This window comes from Salinigranum sp., from assembly GCF_041641895.1.
GTDB lineage: Archaea > Halobacteriota > Halobacteria > Halobacteriales > Haloferacaceae > Salinigranum.
In genome coordinates this window covers 1-21356 of the sequence record NZ_JBEPXO010000068.1, presented here as the reverse complement: position 1 = coordinate 21356, position 21356 = coordinate 1, and the positions used below count along the sequence as shown (strand labels likewise).

Annotated in this window: 21 protein-coding genes; 15 read left to right on the top strand and 6 right to left on the bottom strand. The window is 67.5% G+C overall.

From position 1 onward, the window contains the following. The coding region (locus tag ACESK5_RS14165; protein WP_372912231.1) for an NDP-sugar synthase at positions 1-604 on the bottom strand (604 nt) is incomplete at its 3' end. A gap of 149 nt (positions 605-753) precedes the next feature. On the opposite strand from ACESK5_RS14165, the gene ACESK5_RS14160 reads away from it, so the two are divergent. Then, positions 754-1041: a transcriptional regulator gene (locus ACESK5_RS14160; RefSeq protein ID WP_372912230.1), complete on the top strand. Its 288-nt coding sequence runs from the start codon at positions 754-756 to the stop codon at positions 1039-1041. A 3-nt stretch (positions 1042-1044) separates the two neighbouring features. Here the strand turns inward: ACESK5_RS14160 and ACESK5_RS14155 are convergent, their stop codons facing one another. Further along, positions 1045-1890 (bottom strand): HNH endonuclease, encoded by an 846-nt coding sequence (locus ACESK5_RS14155; RefSeq protein WP_372912229.1) that lies wholly within the window; start codon positions 1888-1890, stop codon positions 1045-1047. Positions 1891-2220: 330 nt separating this feature from the next. On the opposite strand from ACESK5_RS14155, the gene hpt reads away from it, so the two are divergent. The 7 genes from hpt (at position 2221) to ACESK5_RS14120 (ending at position 10483) form a co-directional block, all read left to right on the top strand. Next, a complete protein-coding gene (gene hpt / locus ACESK5_RS14150) occupies positions 2221-2787 on the top strand; it encodes a hypoxanthine/guanine phosphoribosyltransferase (protein WP_372912228.1) in 567 nt (188 codons plus the stop codon). Between the two features lie 148 nt (positions 2788-2935). Next, complete coding sequence (locus ACESK5_RS14145) at positions 2936-4858, top strand: ABC transporter substrate-binding protein (protein ID WP_372912227.1); 1923 nt, start codon at positions 2936-2938, stop codon at positions 4856-4858. Positions 4859-4892: 34 nt separating this feature from the next. Next, positions 4893-5867 (top strand): ABC transporter permease, encoded by a 975-nt coding sequence (locus ACESK5_RS14140; RefSeq protein ID WP_372912226.1) that lies wholly within the window; start codon positions 4893-4895, stop codon positions 5865-5867. Then, complete coding sequence (locus ACESK5_RS14135; RefSeq protein ID WP_372912225.1) at positions 5867-7108, top strand: ABC transporter permease; 1242 nt, start codon at positions 5867-5869, stop codon at positions 7106-7108. Before ACESK5_RS14140 ends, ACESK5_RS14135 begins: the two co-directional genes overlap by 1 nt. Continuing rightward, on the top strand, positions 7105-8385 hold the full coding sequence (locus ACESK5_RS14130; protein WP_372912224.1) for an ABC transporter ATP-binding protein: 1281 nt from the start codon (positions 7105-7107) through the stop codon (positions 8383-8385). The genes ACESK5_RS14135 and ACESK5_RS14130 overlap by 4 nt, the downstream gene beginning before the upstream one ends. Beyond that, positions 8385-9704, top strand: coding sequence for an ABC transporter ATP-binding protein (locus ACESK5_RS14125; protein ID WP_372912223.1), 1320 nt, complete (start codon positions 8385-8387; stop codon positions 9702-9704). Before ACESK5_RS14130 ends, ACESK5_RS14125 begins: the two co-directional genes overlap by 1 nt. A gap of 86 nt (positions 9705-9790) precedes the next feature. Then, entirely contained in the window at positions 9791-10483 is a 693-nt protein-coding gene (locus ACESK5_RS14120) for a type 1 glutamine amidotransferase domain-containing protein (protein ID WP_372912222.1), read from the top strand. 6 nt (positions 10484-10489) lie between these two features. Here the strand turns inward: ACESK5_RS14120 and ACESK5_RS14115 are convergent, their stop codons facing one another. Continuing rightward, positions 10490-10888 (bottom strand): hypothetical protein, encoded by a 399-nt coding sequence (locus ACESK5_RS14115; RefSeq protein ID WP_372912221.1) that lies wholly within the window; start codon positions 10886-10888, stop codon positions 10490-10492. Between the two features lie 81 nt (positions 10889-10969). On the opposite strand from ACESK5_RS14115, the gene mbhE reads away from it, so the two are divergent. From mbhE to mnhG, 7 genes are all read left to right on the top strand, one after another. Further along, complete coding sequence (gene mbhE, locus ACESK5_RS14110) at positions 10970-13360, top strand: hydrogen gas-evolving membrane-bound hydrogenase subunit E (RefSeq protein WP_372912220.1); 2391 nt, start codon at positions 10970-10972, stop codon at positions 13358-13360. Between the two features lie 125 nt (positions 13361-13485). Beyond that, positions 13486-13929 carry an MnhB domain-containing protein gene (locus ACESK5_RS14105; RefSeq protein ID WP_372912232.1) on the top strand — a complete coding sequence of 148 codons (444 nt, stop codon included), beginning with the start codon at positions 13486-13488 and terminating at the stop codon, positions 13927-13929. Further along, complete coding sequence (locus ACESK5_RS14100) at positions 13926-14297, top strand: sodium:proton antiporter (RefSeq protein ID WP_372912219.1); 372 nt, start codon at positions 13926-13928, stop codon at positions 14295-14297. Before ACESK5_RS14105 ends, ACESK5_RS14100 begins: the two co-directional genes overlap by 4 nt. Continuing rightward, positions 14294-15982: a complex I subunit 5 family protein gene (locus tag ACESK5_RS14095; RefSeq protein ID WP_372912218.1), complete on the top strand. Its 1689-nt coding sequence runs from the start codon at positions 14294-14296 to the stop codon at positions 15980-15982. The genes ACESK5_RS14100 and ACESK5_RS14095 overlap by 4 nt, the downstream gene beginning before the upstream one ends. After that, positions 15979-16569 (top strand): Na+/H+ antiporter subunit E, encoded by a 591-nt coding sequence (locus ACESK5_RS14090; RefSeq protein ID WP_372912217.1) that lies wholly within the window; start codon positions 15979-15981, stop codon positions 16567-16569. The genes ACESK5_RS14095 and ACESK5_RS14090 overlap by 4 nt, the downstream gene beginning before the upstream one ends. Further along, entirely contained in the window at positions 16559-16849 is a 291-nt protein-coding gene (locus ACESK5_RS14085; RefSeq protein ID WP_372912216.1) for a monovalent cation/H+ antiporter complex subunit F, read from the top strand. The genes ACESK5_RS14090 and ACESK5_RS14085 overlap by 11 nt, the downstream gene beginning before the upstream one ends. Then, the gene (mnhG, locus tag ACESK5_RS14080; RefSeq protein WP_372912215.1) at positions 16846-17274 is read left to right on the top strand and encodes a monovalent cation/H(+) antiporter subunit G; all 429 of its coding nucleotides are present in this window, start codon (positions 16846-16848) and stop codon (positions 17272-17274) included. Before ACESK5_RS14085 ends, mnhG begins: the two co-directional genes overlap by 4 nt. Positions 17275-17488: 214 nt before the next feature. On the opposite strand, the gene ACESK5_RS14075 is transcribed toward mnhG, so the two are convergent. The 3 genes from ACESK5_RS14075 to coaBC form a co-directional block, all read right to left on the bottom strand. Beyond that, a complete protein-coding gene (locus ACESK5_RS14075; RefSeq protein WP_372912214.1) occupies positions 17489-18358 on the bottom strand; it encodes a universal stress protein in 870 nt (289 codons plus the stop codon). A gap of 61 nt (positions 18359-18419) precedes the next feature. Beyond that, positions 18420-19808, bottom strand: coding sequence for a hemolysin family protein (locus ACESK5_RS14070; RefSeq protein ID WP_372912213.1), 1389 nt, complete (start codon positions 19806-19808; stop codon positions 18420-18422). 185 nt (positions 19809-19993) lie between these two features. Then, on the bottom strand, positions 19994-21166 hold the full coding sequence (coaBC, locus tag ACESK5_RS14065) for a bifunctional phosphopantothenoylcysteine decarboxylase/phosphopantothenate--cysteine ligase CoaBC (protein ID WP_372912212.1): 1173 nt from the start codon (positions 21164-21166) through the stop codon (positions 19994-19996). Positions 21167-21356 lie beyond the last annotated feature (190 nt).

The window sequence follows — 21356 nt, the reverse complement described above, 5'->3', positions numbered from 1 at the left end:
GTTCGTCGGGGTTGTTGTCGTTCGAGAGGTACTCGTCGAACAGCGGGAGCGTCTCCTGGGGGTAGACGTAACACGCGATGGAGACGAGCGTGCTCGCGGGGTCCTCGGGCTTCTCCTGGAAGTTCACCACGCGGTCGCCCTCGAGTTCGACGAGCCCGTACGACTTGGCCTTCTCGCGCGACCCGACGTCGTAGGCGACGAGCGAGGGTGCGCTCTTCTCCTCGAAGTAGTCGATGAAGTTCGACAGCCCGAAGCTGATGAGGTTGTCACCGGCGACGATGAGGAGGTCGTCGTCGACGTTCTCGCGGTCGATGAGCTGCGCCATCGCGCCGACGACGCCGAACTTCTCGTCCTCTTCGACCGTCTCCTCGACGGAGAGGGTCGGCTTCTCGTAGTCGCTCTCCGCGATGAAGGTCTCGAACTCGTCGGCGAAGTACTCGTTCGTGCTGACGAACACCTCGTCGACGCGGTCGTCCGCCTCGAGTTCCTCGAAGATGGTGTCGATGACCGTCCCGTCGCCGATGGGGAGGAACATCTTCGGTCGGTGCCGCGTGATGGGCCAGAGTCGCGTCGCGTACCCGCCTGCCAGGACAACTGCCTTCATGGTTCACACTGTTTTTCAGCACAGGGTCATTTTGTCTTTGCTATGTTGGGTCGGGAGGTGTCCGGACCACCGGAGCGACGAACCGGTGGTGACCGCGGGTACGACGCGCGGGGAACAAGACGCATTACCGTCGAGTCGGTACCGGGAGTATGACCGAGACGACGCGACAGCGTATCGCCGACGAACTCCGCGCCGAACCGGCGACGGCGAGCCAGCTGTCGACCCGCGTCGGTGTCCCCGCGTCGACGGTGTACGAGCACCTCCAGCACGTCGCCCGCTCGCTCGACGGCGAGGACGAGCAGTTCCTCGTCGCCCCACCCGAGTGTCGCAACTGTGGCTTCAGCGCCTTCGACGACCCCGTCAACTACCCCTCGCGGTGTCCGGAGTGTCGGAGCGAGGGTATCGAGGAAGCGGTGTTCAAAATCGAGGAGGTGTGAGTTTCAGAAGTCGGCGATTTCGCGGTTGTGGTACGTGAGAAACCCGTCGGCAAGTGGGTGATCCGGGGCGACGCTGAGTTTCGTTCCGGACAGTGACCGGTCGTACGCGTGAGCGACCGTCAGGCTACCAGTATCGACCGAAACCATGCCGTAGTCGAAATCCGCGTGATGGTTGGGACAGAGGACGAGGAGGTTCGCGGCCGTGTCCGGGCCTTCGTGTGGGCGCCCGAGTGGCTGGAGGTGATGAGCCTCGACGTACGGCGTCTCGGGTGTCCGCTGCCGGACGTCGCCGCACAACTGACACTGGTGTCCGTACAGTTCTTTCAGTTCACGACTGACTGCAGTGTTTCTGATGACCCGGCTGCGCGTCGTTTCGACACGGGTCGGCTGTTGGATGTCCTGTGCACACGCTTCAGTGTCGACCCGTTCACGTGTCTCGTCTCGCCGCTGAAGGGTAAACTCGAAGATGTATCTGTCTTCGGAGTCGTCGTAGACCCGCCGGTAGCTCACGACGTCGACGAGTCCCTGGTACTCCCACCTGTCGTCACTCGGCGATTGGTAGAAGAAGTAGATGGGGAGCGGACGATCAGTGGTTTCGGCGAGGATTCGGTTTCCGGCAGTGAGTGTTTGGTCTCCCGTCCGACCCTCACCGATGTAGGTGAACTGCCCGGAAGTAACATCGTCGGCGTACGGGCCAGTCTCCTTCGAGAACAGGCGGAGATACCGCTGGTCGTCTTCGTCGTAGCAGATTTCGATCCCACGGCCGGTCATACCGCGGTCGAACGTCGCTTCGAGGTCCGCCCGAGAGAACCGACGCCCCACCGTGAGGTCGAGGTCAGCGAGTTTCACATCGGCGACTCGGAGACTGACTGGAAAAAGTGTAGGGGCTGGCGTGGCCTACGGGATGCCCGTGCGGTGGGCTTCTCGACCGACAGTCGGGCTGTACCCGGCCGTGGGTTAGGCCTCTCCCAACCTAGTGGCTCGCGGACGGAGCCGTGAGCCGGTTCCTCGCACACTGGTCGCTGGCGGACGGAGCCGCCAGCAGCGCGCACCGGAGCGCCGTGTCTGCCGCCACCTCCGAGCGACGAGACGACAGCGCCGACTCCCCATCACAGACACCGCCTCACACACGAACGGCTGAACCGCCACGCTTTATTTCCCACCCTCGGTACCGTCGCCATGGACCAGTTGCGGCAGTCGCTCCTCGACGCACCAATCATCGAGAAAGGCGATTATCAGTACTTCGTCCACCCCATCAGCGACGGCGTGCCGATGCTGAAGCCGGCACTCCTCCGCGAAATCGTCATCCGCATCATCCGGAAGGCCGAGATCGAAGACGTCGACAAGATCGTCACACCGGCGGCGATGGGCATCCACATCTCGACGGCAGTCTCGCTCATGACCGACATCCCCCTCGTCGTCATCCGGAAGCGCCAGTACGGACTGGACGGCGAGGTGTCGCTCCACCAGACGACGGGCTACTCCGACTCGGAGATGTACATCAACGACGTGTACGAGGGCGACAAGGTGCTCGTCCTCGACGACGTGCTCTCGACAGGGGGGACGATGAAGGCGATTCTCGACGCGCTGAGCCACATCGGTGCCGACGTCGTCGACGTCGTCGCCGTCATCAAGAAGGCGGGGCCGAACAAACTCGACGACACCGACTACTCCGTCAAGACGCTCATCAACGTCACCGTCGAGGACGGCGAAGTGGTCATCGTCGACGAGTTCGGCGACGACTGACGCGTCCTCCGTGCGCGACTCGTGGCCGTTCTCACGTTGTGTCACCCCGTCGTCGCTCGGCCGAGTGGGCGGACGGGAATCGGACGATAACGCACGAATAACACCACCCACCGATGGATATTTACTTTGGTGGCTGTTTTCACACATCATGCCATCCGGTTACGGAGGCGACGGTGGCCCGGACGCGCTCTATCGGCCGGGTCGCAGAGACCTTCTGAAGTTGCTTGGCGTCGGGGGTGCGACGGCTCTCGCGGGGTGTTCGAGCGGTCAGGACGGCGGTTCGGGCGGCCAGAGCGGCGGGACGGCCACGGAGACGGCGAGCACGGGGGGGACCGACGACACCGGCGCGTCGAGCGGCGGGTCTCGGCGCGTCGGCGGCGACTACGTCAGCGCCTCGTCGGCCGACGCCTCCTCGCTCAACTGGATTTCCATCGCCGACACCACCTCGGGCGGATACATCGGCCTCACGATGGACGCGACGTGGGTCATCACCCCCGACCAGGAGATCTTCCCGCTCTGGGCGGACATCAGCTCGGAGGACGGCCGCGTCTACGAGGTCCAGTTGCGAGACAACCTGCAGTGGGGCGCCGGCTACGGCCAGATGACGGCCGAGGACTGGGTGTACATGATCACGAACGTCTTCCAGGCCGAGGAGAACTGGTCGGGCTTCCCCAACGCCGACGAGTGGTTCCGCGGGGGCGAGCCCATCCCTGTCGAACAGACCGGAGAGCTCACGTTCGAGCTTCGACTCCCGGAGATCGACCCCTCGTTCCCGTTCAAACCCGTCCTCTGGGGACAGAACTGCATGCCGAAGGGCATCCTCGAGAAGTACGTCCCCGACCAGGACACCGAGGGACTGCAGCAGGACGAGGAGGTCAACACGCTGGCGTACACCGGCAACCTCGGCCCGTACACGTACGAGGAGTGGGAGCGGGAGTCACAGTTCGTCGTCACCCGTAACGAGGACTACTACCTCCGCGAGGTGGCGGCGAACGAGGGGTTCGAGGGCTACGACGACGCCTTCGCGGCCAGTTTCACGGACGCGCCGTACTTCGACCGGTACGTCGTCCGGGTCATCAAAGAGGAGAGCGCCCGTCTGGGTGCGCTCCGCGGCGGCGAGGTCAGCAGTGCGGGCGTCCCGCCGAACAAGGCGAACCAGTTCCGGGACGTCGAGAACGTCTACCTCAACGTCACCCCCCAGCCGTTCGTCTCCGTCCTCACGTACAACATGCGGGCCAACGGCTGGGAGCCGTTCCGTCGAAAGGCGGTCCGGCAGGCGCTGGCCCACGCGGTGGACAAACAGGCCATCGCCGAGAGCATCTACCGCGGCTTCGCGCAGGTAGCACAGACGATGCAGCCGAAGTGGACCCGGTGGTACGTCGACGACCGTATCACGAACTACGGCGTCGGCGAGAACTACGGACCCGAAGTCACGAGGCAGGCGCTCTCGGACGCGCTCTCGGACACCGAGTACGGCTACGACGGCGACACGCTGGAGAACGGGAACGGCGAGCAGGTCACGCTGACGCTCTTCTTCGACCAGGGACAGAACACCGAACAGACCACGGCCGAGTTCATCGCACAGGAGTTCGGCAAGAACGCCGGCATCGACGTCGAACTCAAGGCCACGTCCTCGTTCATCGAGAAGTACGCCTCGAACTCGCCGCCCGAGGGCGAGGAGGTCCCGTGGAGCGCCGGCCGGTTCAACGGCGGCCCGCGCGACGTCTCGGTGAGCGACGAGTCGTGGGACATGTCCGTCAACCTCGGGTTCAACACGTACCCGTACACGCCGGCGTCCTCGAAAGGCTTCTTCGAGGAGCGCGGCGGGATCAACTACTACGGGTACGTCCCCGACGCCGACATCGCGAGCCTCTACGAGGAGGCGTCCCAGACTGCCGACGAGGCACGGCGCAAGGAACTGTTCGAGCAGGCGTTCGGTCTCATCAACGACGAGCAGCCGTTCGGCTTCGTGACGATGTCGTCGTCCATCTCGGGCTACCAGTCGCGGGTAGAGGGCCCTATCGAGGACTTCGCCAGCGGGTGGGACTCCCAGCGGTGGTACTTCGAGTGACCCTGACCCACACTCTACAGCCCGAGGGCCCGAGATGAGCCTGCGCTGGTACGTCGTCCGCCGGCTGCTGTGGACGCTCGTGGCCACGTTCATCATCCTCTCGGTGACGTGGGGGCTGCTGGCGGTGACGCCGAACCAGCAGGCGGCTCAGCTCGGGTTCCAGGCCGCACAGGCCGGTGGGAGCGCCGAGACGGCCGAGGAGGCATTCAGACAGTCGCGCGGCCTCGACCGCCCTCTCTGGGAGCGCTACACCACGTACATGACCAACATGGTGACGCTCAACTGGGGCTGGTCCGACAGCCGCTCACAGCCCGTCACCGAGGCCATCTGGGCGGCCCTGCCGTACACCGCGATCTACTCCGTTCCCACGACCATCCTCTCTATCCTCCTCGGCCTCTCCATCGGGCTGTACTCCGCGACGCACCAGTACACGAAGGCCGACTACGCGGCGACGTTCTTCGCCTTCTTCGGCTTCGCCATCCCTAACTTCTGGTTCGCCATCATCCTCCTCCTCGTCTTCGGCGTCCAGCTGGGCTGGTTCCCCGTCGTCTTCGACCCCGACGCGCCCTTCCTCTCGCTGCAGATGGCCCGCCAGCTCGTCCTGCCGGTCGTGGTCCTCACCACGGGGACCATCGCCGGCCTGATGCGCTACTCGCGCGCGCGGACACTCGAGTTCGTCCAGGCCGACTTCGTCAAGACCGCACGCGCGAAGGGGGCGAGCGAGTGGCGCGTCCTCACCCGGCACATCCTCCGCCCCGCCTCGCCACCCCTCGTGACCATCCTCATCTCGGACCTCCTGGGGATATTCATCGCCGCCTCGTACCTCGTCGAGGTGGTCTTCGGCATCCCCGGGCTGGGTCAGCTGTCGTTCCGCGCCATCATCGCACAGGACACGGCGCTGGTCCTCGGAACGGTGCTCATCGGCGTCTTCATCGCCATCGTGGGCAACCTGTTCCAGGACCTCGCGTACACGGTGCTCGACCCCCGCATCGACTACGGTGACCACTGATGGCGACCGAAACCGAGACCGACTCCAGAGCCGGCTACGGCGGCGACGGCGCACAGCACGAGACGTTCGAGGACATCGACTGGAGCGACGAGGGCGGGCGGACGGTGCTGTCGCGGCGGGACCTCGGCGTCCTCGGCGTCCTGGCAGTGCTCGCGGCCGCGTTCGCCTACGACTACGTCGTCGTCCCCACGGACACCGCGACGTTCGAGTTCGCCCTCCCGCCGGCAGTGCCGCTGTTCGGCGACGAGTTCGTCTGGGACGTCACCCAGCTAGACTGGCTCTTCGTCCTGACGCTCGTCGCGATGGTGTTCTACGTCGTCGTCCCGCTGTACGACAACCGACGGCTCACCGCCTACTACTGGCGGCAGTTCCGGAAGAACCGTCTCGCCGTCGTCAGCCTCGGCTACCTGCTCGTCGTCTTCTTCGTCGGGACGGTGGGTCCCATCTTCATCCCCACACCCGAACTCGCGCTCACCCGGCAGTACCAGCCGCCGGTGTTCACGACCGTCGACGCCTCCGTCCCCATCCAGTGCGTCGGCGAGGTGACCGGCGACGTCTGTCACGGCTCGTTCGCACACCCACTCGGGACGACGTCGGACGGGAAGGACATCCTCGTGCTCGTCGTCTACGGGATGCAGGTGAGCATGAAGCTCGGCCTCATCACCACCCTGCTCGTCATCTCGATCGGGACGGCCGTCGGAACCGTCGCGGCGTACTCCGGGGGGATGGTCGACGAGGTGCTGATGCGCTACGTCGACATCCAGCTCACCTTCCCGACGTTCCTCCTGTACCTCCTCCTCGTCTTCCTGTTCGGGGGGAGCCTGTTCATGTTCATCGTCCTCTTCGGGCTCACCTCCTGGGGCGGCATCTCGCGGCTGGTCCGCTCCGAGGCGCTCCAGCTCAGAGAGGAAGAGTACGTCATGGCCGCGAAGAGCGCCGGGGCGAACGCCGCGTACGTCATCCGGCGCCACCTCGTCCCCAACGTCTCATCCACCGTCATAACTGCCGCGACGCTCGCCATCCCGGGGTACATCCTCGCGGAGGCCGCGCTGTCGTTCCTCCAGCTGGGCGACCCCACCATCCCCTCGTGGGGACAGGTCATCGCCGCCGGCCGCTCCGACCTCGACAGCGCGTGGTGGATTTCGACGTTCCCCGGCTTCTTCCTCTTCTTCACCATCCTCGCGTTCAACTTCATGGGCGACGCGCTCAGAGACGCACTCGACCCGAGGGCGGACAGATGAGCGGGGAACGGAGTCGAAGACGGCACCGAGAGCCGGAGCCGCTCTTGGAGGTGGAGGACCTCCGGACCCGGTTCAGGACGGACGAGGGCGTCGTCCGCGCCGTCGACGGCGTCTCCTTTTCGGTCGGGCGCGGCGAGACGGTCTGTCTCGTCGGCGAGTCGGGGTCGGGCAAGACCGTCGCCTCGGAGTCCATCACGCGGCTGATTCGAACGCCCCCCGGCGAAATCGAGGGGGCCGTCCGGTTCGAGGGCCGGGACCTCGCGACGCTCTCCGACGAGGAACTCACGAGCGTCCGCGGCGGCGACATCGCCCACGTCTTCCAGAACCCACAGGGGGCGCTCAACCCGGTGTACACCGTCGGCTGGCAACTCGTCGAGGCGGTCCGCCTCCACGAGGACGTCTCGAAGCAGGCCGCGAGAGAGCGGGCGCTCGAACTCCTCGACCGAGTGGGCATCCCCGACGCGACGTCCCGGTTCGACGACTACCCCCACGAGTTCTCCGGCGGGATGAAACAGCGCGTCGTCATCGCGATGGCGCTCGCCTCGAACCCCAAGCTGCTCGTCGCCGACGAACCGACGACGGCGCTCGACGTCACCATCCAGGCGCAGATTCTCCGGCTCCTCGTGGAACTCCAGGAGGAGTTCGAGATGAGCATCCTCCTCATCACCCACGACCTCGGGGTGGTCGCGGAGGTGGCCGACCGCGTCGTGGTGCTCTACGCGGGGAAGGTGATGGAGACGGCGGACGTGTACGGTCTCTTCGACGAGCCCTCACACCCCTACACCCGCGCCCTCCTCGGCTGTCTCCCCGGCCGGGGCGGGCGGATGCGCTCCATCGGCGGGACGCTCCCGGACCCGACCGACCCGCCGCCGGGCTGTCGGTTCGCCGCGCGGTGTCCCCACGCCGTCGACGCCTGTACCGAGGGCGACCAGCCGCCGCTGTACGCGACGGGCGACGGGCGGACGGCCGATGCGGGCGACCCGCTCGACTCTGGGGGCACACCAGACGAGGCCGACGCACCGGAGGCGGGCGGCTCTTCCCCGACGCCCGGCGGACCGCTCCGCACCAGTGGGTTCGCCGGTGGGAGCGACGGAGACGAGGGACGGCGCGACGACCCCGAGCGCGGTCACGCGTCCGGCGCCGGCGGCACACACCGGGTCTCTTGCGTCCACTTCGGTCCGGGTGGCGACCCGAGCGTAGTCCTCGACGGGGGAGAGAACGAGGCGGCCAGCGAGTCCGCGACGGGAACGGAGACGGAGACGGGGGGTGACGAGTGATGTCGCTCCTGGAGGTGCGGAATCTCGAGAAGCACTACCCTATCACCGAGGGGCTGCTGAAGAACGAGGTGGGTCACGTCCGTGCGGTCGACGGCATCTCCTTCTCGGTCGAACGCGGCGAGACGCTCGGCATCGTCGGCGAATCCGGGTGTGGGAAGTCGACGGCGGCCACCTCGCTGCTCCGACTGGAGGAGCCGACGGGCGGACAGGTGCTGTTCGACGGCGAGGACATCACCACCTACACGCCGAGGGAACTGAAGCGGTTCCGCCGCCGGGCGCAGATGATTTTTCAGGACCCGACGTCGAGTTTCGACCCGCGGATGTCCGTCGGCGAGGCGGTGGCCGAGCCGCTCGTCATCCACGGTATCACGTCGCGCGAGCGTCGCCGCCGCATCGTCGCCGACCTCCTGGAGCGCGTCGGGCTCTCCGGGGAGGACGTCGACCGCTACCCCCACGAGTTCTCCGGGGGGCAGCGCCAGCGCATCGCCCTCGCGCGGGCGCTCGTCGTCAACCCCGACCTGGTCGTCGCCGACGAGCCGACGAGCGCCCTCGACGTGAGCGTCCAGGCCGAGATTCTGACGCTCATCGAGCGCGTCCAGGAGGAGTTCGGCCTCGCCATCGTCTTCATCAGTCACGACATGGGCGTCGTCCGCGAGGTGTGCGACCGGGTCGCCGTGATGTACCTCGGCGAAATCGTCGAACTCGGGCCGACGGACCGGGTGTTCGAGTCCCCACAGCACCCCTACACGCGGGCGCTCCTCTCGTCGATTCCCGAACCGGACCCGTGGTCGCGCGGCCTCGGGACCGTCCTCACCGGCGACGTACCGAGTCCATCGAACCCCCCCGCTGGCTGTCGGTTCCACACTCGCTGTCCCGAAATCGTCCCGCCCGACCGGTACGACTTCACCCGGTCGGAGTGGCGCGCGGTGATGAACCTCCGGGTCCGCCTCCGGGAGGAGGGCATCGACGCCGACGCCGTCCGCGAGTTCGTCGCCGGCGAGGATGGGGAGACTGTGGCGGCAGTCGACGACGACCGGGTCGCTCAGGCGATACGCGCGGAGTTCGAGATTCCGGAGACCCTGTCGGACCCGAGCGCCGAGCGAGTCGTCGACGAGGCGCTCGCAGCCGTCGCCGACGACGAGGGGGACGCGGCGAGCGACCGACTCGCCGAGGCGTTCCCGACCGTCTGTGCCCGCGAGCGACCGGCGCTCGAACCGGCCGCCGCGGGTCACGAGGCGGCCTGTCACCTCCACCACGGCTACGAGAGTGCGCCCGTCGACGAGGAGCGCCACGGACCGGTCGCCGGTGCCGACGAGTAACGAACGCAGAGAGTCGGGAAAGAGGAGAGGAGGCCGGGCTTTCCGGGGACCGGCCCCTTTTGCGCGTGGCTTCCCAACCGTGTACGATGACATCCGCACTGTTCGTCGTCACCGAGGAAGGGTACTGGGGAGAAGAGTGCATCGAGCCGCTGCAGACGCTCACCGACGCGGGCGTCGAGTGCACGGTTGCGACGCCGACCGGCAACCCGCCCGTGGTCGACGAACGCTCCGTCGACCCCGACGAGGTCGGCGAGGGGACGGCTCGACGCGTCGCGGAGTGCGACGCGAACGACGAGCGACTGAACGACCCCGAGCCGCTCGCGTCGGTAGATGCGAACGAGTACGACGCCGTCGTCTTCCCCGGCGGCCACGGGACGGAGTGGGACGTCAACCAGGACCGCCACGCCCGCGCCGCCCTCCGGGAGGCAGTCGAGGGCGACGGGAAGGCGCTCGTGGTGTGTCACGCCGTCGGCCTCCTCGCGTTCACCCGCGACTCCGACGGGGACTTCCTCGCCGCCGGCCGCGACGTGACCGGCTTCCCCAACGCCTGGGAGGAGGGAATCGTCGACGACCTCGACCTGATGCCCGACGGCCGAAAGCTGCCGTACTGGGTCGAAGACGAGGTGAAGGCCGTCGGCGCGAACTGGGACGCCGAACTCGACGACGACACCTCCGTCACCGTCGACGGTGACCTCGTGACGGCACGGGGCCCGCCGTCCTCGCACGAGGCGGCGCTGACGCTCCTCGAGGAACTGGGCATCGAAGCGCCGAGCGCCTGAGCGCGCTCACTCCATCCGGGGGGCGACTTCGCTCGAGAGGTACCGTGTCAGCCAATCGAGGTCGTCCATCGTCGCCGTCTCGCCGTCGCGCTCGACGGAGACGATGACGCCGGACTTCGTCGACCCCCCGTCGCGCCACGAGAGGACCCACGCGTCCTCGAAGACCCGGACGAGCGACCGGAGCGGGCCCGCTTTGAACACGTCCTCGGTTTCGGGGAGGCGAAGCTGGTTCACGATGGTGTCGTTGACGACGACACGGTCCTCGCTCGGGGAGTACGCCTCGCGGACGTCGGGACGCATCCGTGTCTCGAACGTACTCGCCTCGTAGCACGTTACGACTCGCAGGTCCGACCCGACCCGGTCGGACACCGCTTCCCAGATGTGGTCTACGAGTGCGTCGTCCATACGGCGGCCTTCGCACGCCACGGACAAAAGCGACAACCTCGTTTGACAACACATAAGTCGAATCTCCCCCGAATCGGGCACGTGCAACCGACACCCGAAGTCGTTCTCGCCGTGGTTTTCCTCCCGTTCCTCGGGGCGGCCGCGACGCCGCTCGTCTATCGGGTCCTCGGCGAGCGGACGGCGTACTACGCCGCTGCCGTCGCGCTCGCCTGCTTCGGTCTCGTCTCCTCGCTCTACCTGAACGGGGCCCACGGCACCGCGTCCTTCGAGTGGATTCCCTCGCTCGGCGTCTCGCTCGCCTTCTACGTCGACGGACTCGCGCTCCTCATCTCCTTCCTCGCGAGCGGCGTGGGGGTGCTCATCCTCACGTACTCCGGCGGCTACATGCACGGCGAACCGGGCCAGGCCAAGTACTACGCGACGCTCCTCGCCTTCATGGGGTCGATGCTGGGCGTCGCGCTCGCGGGCGACCTCCTCGCGCTGTTCGTCTTCTGGGAGCTCACCTCCCTCTCGTCGTTCATCCTCATCGGCCACTACACCGGAGAGGAGGCGTCGCAGTACGCCGCCCGGAAGTCGATGCTCATCACCGTCTCGGGCGGGCTGTTCATGCTCGTCGGCTTCCTCCTCCTGGTGTGGGTCTCGGGGAGCGTCGGCGAGCAGACGTACTCGCTCACCGTGATGCTGGAGAACAGCGAGGCCATCCGCGGCGGACTGCGGGAGGCCGGCCTCCTGGTGCCCGTCCTCGTCCTCCTGGGGATGGGGGCGGCGACGAAGTCCGCGCAGGTCCCGTTCCACGTGTGGCTCCCGAACGCGATGGAGGCGCCGACGCCCGTGTCGGCGTTCCTCCACTCCGCGACGATGGTGAAGGCGGGCGTCTACCTCGTGGGGCGCTTCCGGCCGCTGTTCCTCTCCGAGGAGTCGCTCGCGCTCGGCGAGTGGACGCTGCTGTTCGCCGTCCTTGGACTCGCGACGATGACCGTCGCCGCCATCCTGGCCGTCGGCGCGACGGACATCAAGGAACTGCTGGCGTACTCGACCGCCTCCCACCTCGGGCTCATTACCGCCGCCTTCGGCTTCGCGAACAGTTTCGGCGCGGAGGCCGGCGCGTTCCACATCCTCAACCACGCGAGCTTCAAGGCCGCGCTGTTCCTCGTCGCGGGCATCGTCGCCCACGAGGCCGGCACCCGGAACATCGAGAAACTCGGCGGCCTCCGCAAGCACCTGCCCGTCACGGCCGTCATCGCCACCGTCGCCTCCCTGTCGATGGCCGGCCTCCCGCCGTTCAACGGCTTCTACTCGAAGGAGCTGCTGTTCGAGTCGACCTACTACGCGGCGAAGGACCTCGGCGGTGCGGCGTGGCTCTTCCCCGTCGTCGCCGTCTTCGGGAGCGTCTTCACCTTCCTCTACTCCATCAAGTTCGCCTCGCTGTTCTTCGGGAGCGAACCGGACGAACTGGGCCACGTCCATCGGCCGCCGCTGGCGATGCTCGTTCCGCCGGCGCTCCTGGGCGTCCTCGTCCTCGCCATCTCCGCCCAGCCGAACGCGTTCATCTCCGCGCTCGTCGGTGACGTGTACGGGAGCGTCGTGCCCGGGGAGGCACACTCCTTCTCGGTGAAGTTCCCGACGGAGCTGACCCCCTACGTGATCATGAGCATCGTCACCATCGTCGTCGGCGCGGTGTCGTTCCCGTTCTACGACCGCCTCCACGCCGGGGTGAACGCCGTCCTTCGCGGCCCGGTCCGTGCGAACTGGTGGTACGACAACGGCGTCGACGGCCTCAACGTCCTCTCCGCCACCGCGATTCCGCGCGTCCAGACGGGGCTCCTCCGGACGTACGCGACGTGGGCGTTCGTCGCCATCGCGGCGCTGGCGCTGGGCGGGTACGCCGCGACGACGCCCGGACTGCCCGGGCTGGTCCCGGACCTGGGGCTGGCGCTGGTGCTCGTGGTCGCCGTCGCAGTCGTCGCGGCGCTCGCCATCCTCGCCGCGCCGTCGCACATCGCGGGCGTCCTCACCCTCTCCATCGTGGGGTTCATGGTCGCCATCTTCTACATCCTCGCCAACGCGCCCGACCTCGCGCTCACGCAGCTCGTGGTGGAGACGCTCGTCCTCGTCATCTTCCTCCTCGTGCTGGACCGACTCCCCGCCTACTACGGGTCCATCGACCCGGACCTCGCCGTCCGCGACAGCCTCGTCGCGGGCGCCGTCGGCGTGACCGTGTTCGTCACCGTCCTCCTGTCGACGTCGGCCTCACCCGACGCCTCGCTGCGGCGGTTCCTCACCCAGCGCGCCGGCGTCCCCGCCGAACACGGGCCGTTCTTCACCGACTACGGCGGCGGCAGCAACATCGTCAACGTCATCCTCGTCGACTTCCGCGCGTTCGATACGATGGGCGAGATCAGCGTCGTGGCGATGGCCGCGCTCGCCATCCTGACGCTCATCCGCATGCGCTCGCGAGGTGAGACACAGTGAGCACCGACGCCCGCGAACAGGGTGACGCGAGCGCGAGTGGGAGCAGCGGCAGTGGGGGTACGAGCGGGAGCAGCAAGGAGCCTCAGACGGTCACCGCCGACCCCTACGACCGGCGGACGACGGTCATCGCACGGACCGTCACGCGGGTGGTGGTCCCCATCATCCTGGTCACGTCCATCGCACTCCTGTTACAGGGGCACAACTTCCCCGGCGGCGGGTTCATCGGCGCGGTGCTGACGGCGACGGCGTTCGTCCTCGTCTACGTCATCTTCGGGATGGAGTTCCTCCAGGCCCAGGTGCTGGACGTCTCGAGCGACGACAGTGAGTACCACGAACTCGTCTCGGGCTACCGGTGGGTGTTCGGCGCCGGCCTCGCGCTCGCGGTGGCGTCGGGACTCGTCCCCGTCTTCCTGGGGGCGCCGTTCCTCACACAGGGGGTGCTGTTCCTCGAACACCTGCCGCTGTACGGCGAACTGGAGGTCGCCTCCGCGCTGGCGTTCGACCTCGGCGTCTACTTCGCCGTCGTCGGTGGCCTCCTCACCATCCTCGGGGAGGTGGGGAACGAATGACCGAGGTGGTCCTCGCGGCCGTCCTCGGACTGCTGTTCGCGCTGGGGACGTTCCTCATCCTGCGTCGCGACGTCGTCCGCGTGGTCTGGGGGGTGAGCATCGTCTCGCAGTCCGCGAACGTCTACCTCGTGACGATGGGCGACATCGGCGGGGTCGCACCCGTCGCGCCCGGGGAGGCGACGCCGACCGACCCGCTGGTGCAGGCGCTCGTCCTCACCGCCATCGTCATCGGCTTCGGGACGACGGCGCTGGCGCTCGTGCTCACCTACCGGGTCTACGAGGAGCACGGCACCATCGACGTCTACGAACTCGGCCGGAGCGGCGCGCCCGGGTCGGGGAAAGCGGAACACGGAGGTGACGCCGAGTGACCGAACAGGTCGTCGCCGCACCGCTCGTCGTGGCGCTCGTCACGGCGGTGCTGACGCTCCTGACCCGGACGAACGACACGCTCCAGCGCGTCACCAGCATCCTCGGGAGCGTCGCGTACCTCGTCGCGGTGGCCGTGCTGTTCAGCCGCGTCGTCCTCCCGTTCGGCTCGGAATCGCGGACGCTGGTTTACTACGTCTCCGACTGGGCCGCACCGTTCGGCATCAGCCTCGTCGCCGACGCGCTCTCGGTGTTCATGCTGTCCTTGACGGCCATCGTCGCGCTCGTCGCGCTGGTGTACTCGGTCGTCTCCGTCGACGCCTTCGGCCAGCGCCTCGCGTACCACCCACTCTACCACTTCATGGTCGTCGGCGTCTCGGGGTCGTTCCTCACCGCCGACATCTTCAACCTCTTCGTCTGGTTCGAGGTGATGCTCATGTCCTCGTACATCCTCGTGGTGTTCTACTCGGGGCCCGAGCAGACCCGCGCCGCCCTCACCTACGTCGTGTTGAACCTCATCGGCTCGGCCGTGATGCTGGTCGCCATCGGCGGCCTCTACGCGACGGTCGGTACGCTGAACATGGCCGACATGGCTCGACGGCTGGCCGCGCCCGGCGAGTTCGGCGTCGCAGTGCTGCCCGTGCTGGGACTGTCGGCGGTGCTGTTCTCGGTGTTCGCGCTGAAGGCCGGCCTCGCCCCCTTCCAGTTCTGGGTCCCCGCGGCCTACCGCGCCGCGCCCGCGCCCGTCACGGCGATGCTCGCCGGCGTCGTGAAGAAGGTGGGCGTCTACGCCATCGTCCGTCTCTACTTCACCGTCTTCGCCGCGGCGTCGGTGCCAGTGTCGCTCCCGGGCGTCGCGGGCGACTCGTTCCTCGCCTTCTTCGGCCCGGTGTTCTTCGTGATGGCGACGGTGAGTATCGTCCTCGGCGGGGTGGCCGCCGTCGGCCGGCCGGACCTGGACGGCTTACTCGCGCACTCGTCTATCTCGCAGGTCGGCTTCATCGTCCTGCCGCTGGCGCTGGCGGCGACCGTTCCCGCCGAGTCCGTTCGCGTCCTCGGCGTCACCGCCGCGCTCGTCTACTCGTTCAACCACGCCCTCGCGAAGAGCCTCCTCTTTCTCGTCTCGGGGACGCTCAAGGAGTCCGTCGGCACCGACGAGTTCGCACGGCTAGGGGGGCTCGCGAACCGGGCGCCGGTGCTCGCCGGGACGTTCCTCCTCGGCGCGCTCACCCTCATCGGCGTCCCGCCGCTGTCTGGCTTCTTCGGCAAACTCCTGGTGTTCCAGGCCGGCGCGGACGCGTTCGCCACCGGCGCGGCGGGGGCGGGTGCCTTCCTCGCCGTCGCGCTCTCCGGTGCCATCCTGACCATCGCGTACTACACCCGGGCGTGGAACGCCGCGTTCTGGGGTGAACCCTCCGACCTGGTCCGAGCGGCCATCCCCAGTCGGTGGGTCCGCGGTGCCGCCGGCGGCGAAACCGAGGAGAGCGAGGGTCTCGCGGCCGACGGCGGCCTCACCGAACTGACACTGACCACCGAGGTCACGATGGCCGTCGTCCTCGCCGTCTGCCTCGTCGCGTTCGGCGTCGGGTTCGAGGCGGTGTACGCGACGGCGGAGGCGGCCGCCCGCGCGGCGCTCGACACGGGGACGTACGTCGACAGCGTCGGGCCGGAGGTGTTCTCCGGATGACCCGCCGCTGGCCGCTCTCGGGTCTCGCGCTCGCGGTGCTGTGGCTGTTCGTCCGCGGCGTCGAACTCACGCCCGTCCGCCTCGCGGAGGAGTTCCTCATCGGCCTCCTCGTCGGCCTGCCGGTCGCGTACGCGTTCCGGCGCTTCTACGCGCCGTCGACGCCGCTCTCTCGGACCGTCCGGGTGGTCCCGTACGTGATGCTGTACCTCACCGCGTTCCTGAAGGAGTTGCTCACGGCGAACGTCGACGTCGCGTACCGCGTCCTCGCACCGTCGATGCCCATCCACCCGGCGGTCGTCGAGGTGCCGCTGCGCGTCCGGTCCGACGCCGCAATCACGACCATCGCGAACTCCATCAGCCTCACGCCCGGCACGCTCACCATGGACTACGACGACGACACGAACACGCTCTACGTGCACAGCATCGACGGGAGCAACCCCGAGGAGGTCCTCGACCCCATCCGGACCTGGGAGGACTACGCGCTCGTCATCTTCGACGAGGAACTGAAGCCGGGCGACCCGGTCCCGGGGGTCCGGGCCGACGGCGGCCGCTCCGTCGACGGTCGGGAGGTGACCGATGGCGACTGAACTCCCCGGCTTCGTCGAACTGAGCCTGCGGGCCGCGCTCGTCGCGGCGGCCGTGTTGACGCTCCTGGCGTCGTACCGTGTCATTCGGGGTCCGACCGTCCCCGACCGGGTCGTCGGCCTCGACACCATCGGGACGAACGTCGTCGCCATCGCGGCGCTGTGGGCGATGCTCTCGACGCAGAGCTTCTTCGTCACGGTGAGCCTCGTCCTGGCCATCATCGGGTTCATCTCGACGATTACCGTCGCGCGGTACGTCACGGAGGGGGACATCATCGAATGACCGCCGAAGCTGCCAGCGCCGTCTCGGTCGGGCCGGTTCGCGGCGCACTGGTCGTGCTGCTCGTCGCCGTCGGCGTCGCCTTCCTCACCGTCGGTGCGGTCGGGTTGCTCCGACTGCCCGACGTCTACAACCGGATGCACGCGACCTCGAAGGCGACGACGCTCGGGGCGGCCTCGATTGCGCTCGCCGCGTTCGTCTTCTACGGGCCCGGCGGCGACGGCCTCATCGCGCTCGTCACCGTCGTCTTCCTCTTCGTGACGGCGCCGACGGGCGCACACATGATCTCACAGGCCGCCCACCGCATGGGCGTCGACTTCTTCGGCGGCGTCACGTGGCCCGGTGAGGGCGGCGGCGAACGCGCAGAAGACGTGGGACAGGAACAGGACGACTCGCCGGCGGGCGGTACGTCGCCCGGCGACGACTGAGTCGTTCTGAACGGTGCTGGTGCTGTTCGGATGTCCGGTGGTCGACACGGCTGCGTGCTGGCTGTCGAGAGTGTAGTCAGCGAGAGTACGAGGGCGGTTCGTACGGTATGTCTTAGCTCGATGACCCTCCTCACGCGCTCGTACTCCGGTGAGCCGATGATTTATCCCGAGTCCTATCGACGGGGCCGGCGAACATCGATCAGACAGTCGAGGGTCACCCCGGCTTCGCGACGGTCATGACGGGGGCCGGGGCGGAGCGGACAGTCCTCTCGGCGACACTGCCGAGCAGGATACGGTCCGTCCCGCGTCTCCCAGTCGTCCCCATCCCGACGGCGTGCACGTCGTTCGCCTCGACGCAGCCGAGGATCACCTCCGCGGGTCGTCCGAGTTCGACGTGCTGGACGACGTCCGCGATTCCACGCTCCTTGGCCGCTGAGACGACGGTTTCGACGGCACTGGTCGCGGCCTGCTCGCTCTCCTTCCCGGCTATCGTCGACCGGACGTCCGGCCCCAGCGCGGAGTCGTCCACGACCGAGAGGACGTGGACTGTCGCGTCGAGTGCCGCCGCAAACTCGAGGAGATGGTCGGCGGCGTGTGTCGCGGCGTCGCTGCCGTCGGTCGGAACGAGGACGGCCTCGTAGGGGAAGGTGAGCATCTCGTCGGGTTGCATCCGGACGGAGAGGACGGGCACCGAGGAGAGTCTGACGACCTTCTCCGAGACGCTCCCGACGAGATACCGGGAGACGCCCTCGCGTCCGTGGGTCGGCATCACGATCAGGTCTTGGTCGTACGCCTCGGCGTACTCAACGATGGTGGGGGCAGGATTACCCTGAACGACGTCCGTTCGATACGAGACGCCGAGCGTCTCCATCGTCTTGGCGGCTTCCTCCACGATGTCCCGTCCCTCGTGTTCGAGGACGTCGATGGTGTGCCCCTCGACGACGGTGACGCTGTCGCGATTCGTGTCGGCCACGTAGAGCGCTCGGATGGTCGCGTCTGCCCAGTGTGCGACCTCGGCGGCGTGGTGGAGCACCCTGGCGGCGCCATCGCTGCCGTCGAACGGGAGGAGGATGTTATCGTACATGTGCTACTGCGCGAGGTGACGTCGCCCAGTCGTCTAACGTTTTTCACCGGCGGCCACTCGGTCACTCGGGACCACCCTCCTCTCTCGACGAACCCCCGTCGACGGGTTGGTCGACCCGCCGGTCGACGGTCACCCGTACCTCATGGATGCGGGTATCTTCCACCTGTTCGGCCCGTAACGTTACGTTCTCGTACTCGAACGCCTCACCCTGTTCCACGAGGCGACCAGCACGGTTGAAGATGAAGCCGGCGATGGTCTCGAACTCCTCGCCTTCGGGGAGGTCGATGCCGAGAGCCTCGTTGACTTCGTCGACGTTGACTTCGCCACGGGCTAGCACCTCCGTCTCGTCGACGAATTCGAGCGGGTGCTCCTCCCCACCCACCAGTATCTCGCCGACGATTTCCTCGAGGACGTCCTCCATCGTGATGAGGCCCTCCGTCGCGCCGAACTCGTCGATGACGATGACCATGTGGAGTCGGTTCTCGCGCATCTCCGTGAGGAGTTCGTCGACTTTCTTCGACTCGGGGACGTGAAGTGGCGGCGTGACCACGTCCTCCACCTCGAGGTCAGCCGCGCCACTGTAGTCGACGTCCTCTAGGTTTCGGATGTCGAAGACGCCAATCACGTTGTCCAGCGACCCTCTGTAAGCAGGCAGGCGAGCGTGACCTGACTGGATACACCGCTCGATTGCCTCCTGCACGGTCGCCTCTCCGGGGACGGCCGCCACGTCGAGCCGTGGAGTCATCACCTCCTTGGCAGAGGCATCGGTGAATCGCAGGGCGCGCTGGAGCATCTGGCGTTCCTCCTCGTCGAGGACGCCCTCGCGCTCACCCGTCTTGATGATGTTCCGAATCTCGTCACGAGTGACGTACGTCGACTCGATAGACGGATTCCCGCCTGTCACCCGGTTCACGACGCCCGTCAGGTAGTAGAAGAGGGTGATGAGCGGCCACAGTACCTTCTCGACGATTCTCAGCCCCCGGGCGACACGCCGTGCGTGTACCTCGGTATTCTCGACGGCGTAGGACTTGGGCGCGCTCTCGCCGAATATCAGCACCATCGATGTGATGCCGAGCGACGAGACGATGACTGCCGTCCCCGGGTCGAAGTAGAAGCCGACGATGGTCGTCGATATCGAGGACATCGTGATGTTGACCATGTTGTTCCCCACGAGAATCGTGACGAGGAGCCGGTGGGGGTCCTCTTTGAGTGACTTGACCGCCCGGGCGCCGCGCAACCCTTGCTCGACCATCGCGTCGATCTGGTGGGCCGGCAGCGAGAACATCGCGATTTCCGAGGAGGAGAAGAAACCCGACCCCAGGAGGAGCAGTAGGATCAGGACGATGCCGACCGTGGTGACGGCAGGCTGCCCCAGTTCGACACCGACGACCGGCACAGTGTACTGTAAGAGACTGGCCTCAGCTACTGCTACGAGCGAGGATGGCCACATGTTATCGCCTCGTACGCGAACGGAAAAGTAACTCCTGATACCGGGGTGTGAGCTTCACGAGCAGCTGTATCGATCGATCGAATCTGCCTGGTTCGAGTGATGACCGGTGACCGACACGCGTCCCGTAGGCAGGACGGCCGTTGATGCCCATCGGCTGTCGAGAGAGTCGACAGGGCCCGCCGGGTCTACCGGAGCACCCCGACCAGTTCGTCGGCGATGCGCTCGCCGGCCGCCAGCTTCGACCCGACGAACGGCTCCGACGTCTCCCCGGTGACGAGGAGCGCCCGTGTCTCCGCTTCGCCCATCACACTCGCGTCGTTGGCGACGACGAACGCGAGGCCCGAGCGGTCCATGATGCGCCGGGCCTCCGCCGTCATCGCCTCGTCGTCGCCCGACGTCTCGGTCTTGAAGCCGACGACCGGGAGGTCCGGATACTCGTCGCGGACGGTGTCGATGAGTTTGGGCGCCGGCAGGAGGTCGAGCGTCCGCGCGTCGCCCGAGCGGATCTTCTCGGGGCTCGCGTCGACGGTGAAATCCGAGATGGCCGCCGCCGAGGCGAGGGCGGCCGCGTCGTCGCAGGCGTCGAGCGTCGCCGCGAGCATCTCTGCACTGGACCCGACCCACTCGACGTCCGCGTAGTGGGCGTCGACGTCCGGCTTCGTGCCCCCGGTGCCGTGGACGAGCGTGACGTCGGCACCCCGGACGTGACACGCGCGGGCGAGCGCCCGACCCATCCGCCCGGACGAACGGTTCGTCAGGACGCGGACGGGGTCGAGCGGTTCGGCAGTCGCGCCCGCCGTGACGACGACGTGCCGGCCGTCGAGCGGGCGGTTGGAGACGGCCCGGGCGACGCCCGTGACGATGGCCGCCTCGGTGGCGATCTTCGCTTTCCCCTCCTCGATGCGGGGGTCGACGAACTCGACGCCCCACTCGGTTAGCTGGTCCAGCGCCGAGCGCACACCGGGGTGGTCGTACATCGGTTCGTGCATCGCCGGCGCGCAGACCACCGGCACGTCCGCACCGAGCGCGGTGGTCGCACAGGTCGTCACGGGCGTGTCGTCGACGGCGCTGGCAACCTTTCCGACCGTGTTCGCCGTCGCGGGCGCGAGCAGGAGGACGTCGGCCCAGCCCTCTCTGCCGCAGAGTTCGACGTGCTCGACGCGCCCCGTGAGCTCGGTGACGACGTCGTGCTCGGTGGCGAACTCCAGCGCCCAGGGGTGGACGATTCCCCGGGCCGCGGACGTCATCACCGCCCGTACGCTGGCGCCGTGTCGCCGGAGTTCGTGTGCGAGCTCGACGCACTTCACCGCCGCGATCGAGCCCGAGACACCGAGGGCGACGTTGACTCCTTCGAGCATCTACCCCGAAGTGGGTCGGTCCCGAGCAAAAAACCGTCCGGTCGGGGGGACAAGACAGATGTCGCCGGGTTCGCTCTCTCGACTCGATGCCCGCCCGTCGCACACTCCTCCACGCTGGCGGCCTCGCCGGTCTCGCGTGCCTCGCTGGCTGTCTGGCGGCTCCGCCGTACACTGCCCCGACACCTACGGC

What these genes read in the sequence shown, in the direction of transcription:
- ACESK5_RS14160 (WP_372912230.1), top strand. Translation starts at nt 754, where the DNA reads ATGACCGAGACGACGCGACAGCGTATCGCCGACGAACTCCGCGCCGAA.
- hpt (WP_372912228.1), top strand. Translation starts at nt 2,221, where the DNA reads ATGGACCAGTTGCGGCAGTCGCTCCTCGACGCACCAATCATCGAGAAA.
- ACESK5_RS14145 (WP_372912227.1), top strand. Translation starts at nt 2,936, where the DNA reads ATGCCATCCGGTTACGGAGGCGACGGTGGCCCGGACGCGCTCTATCGG.
- ACESK5_RS14140 (WP_372912226.1), top strand. Translation starts at nt 4,893, where the DNA reads ATGAGCCTGCGCTGGTACGTCGTCCGCCGGCTGCTGTGGACGCTCGTG.
- ACESK5_RS14135 (WP_372912225.1), top strand. Translation starts at nt 5,867, where the DNA reads ATGGCGACCGAAACCGAGACCGACTCCAGAGCCGGCTACGGCGGCGAC.
- ACESK5_RS14130 (WP_372912224.1), top strand. Translation starts at nt 7,105, where the DNA reads ATGAGCGGGGAACGGAGTCGAAGACGGCACCGAGAGCCGGAGCCGCTC.
- ACESK5_RS14125 (WP_372912223.1), top strand. Translation starts at nt 8,385, where the DNA reads ATGTCGCTCCTGGAGGTGCGGAATCTCGAGAAGCACTACCCTATCACC.
- ACESK5_RS14120 (WP_372912222.1), top strand. Translation starts at nt 9,791, where the DNA reads ATGACATCCGCACTGTTCGTCGTCACCGAGGAAGGGTACTGGGGAGAA.
- ACESK5_RS14115 (WP_372912221.1), bottom strand. Translation starts at nt 10,888, where the DNA reads ATGGACGACGCACTCGTAGACCACATCTGGGAAGCGGTGTCCGACCGG.
- ACESK5_RS14100 (WP_372912219.1), top strand. Translation starts at nt 13,926, where the DNA reads ATGACCGAGGTGGTCCTCGCGGCCGTCCTCGGACTGCTGTTCGCGCTG.
- ACESK5_RS14090 (WP_372912217.1), top strand. Translation starts at nt 15,979, where the DNA reads ATGACCCGCCGCTGGCCGCTCTCGGGTCTCGCGCTCGCGGTGCTGTGG.
- ACESK5_RS14085 (WP_372912216.1), top strand. Translation starts at nt 16,559, where the DNA reads ATGGCGACTGAACTCCCCGGCTTCGTCGAACTGAGCCTGCGGGCCGCG.
- mnhG (WP_372912215.1), top strand. Translation starts at nt 16,846, where the DNA reads ATGACCGCCGAAGCTGCCAGCGCCGTCTCGGTCGGGCCGGTTCGCGGC.
- ACESK5_RS14075 (WP_372912214.1), bottom strand. Translation starts at nt 18,358, where the DNA reads ATGTACGATAACATCCTCCTCCCGTTCGACGGCAGCGATGGCGCCGCC.
- ACESK5_RS14070 (WP_372912213.1), bottom strand. Translation starts at nt 19,808, where the DNA reads ATGTGGCCATCCTCGCTCGTAGCAGTAGCTGAGGCCAGTCTCTTACAG.
- coaBC (WP_372912212.1), bottom strand. Translation starts at nt 21,166, where the DNA reads ATGCTCGAAGGAGTCAACGTCGCCCTCGGTGTCTCGGGCTCGATCGCG.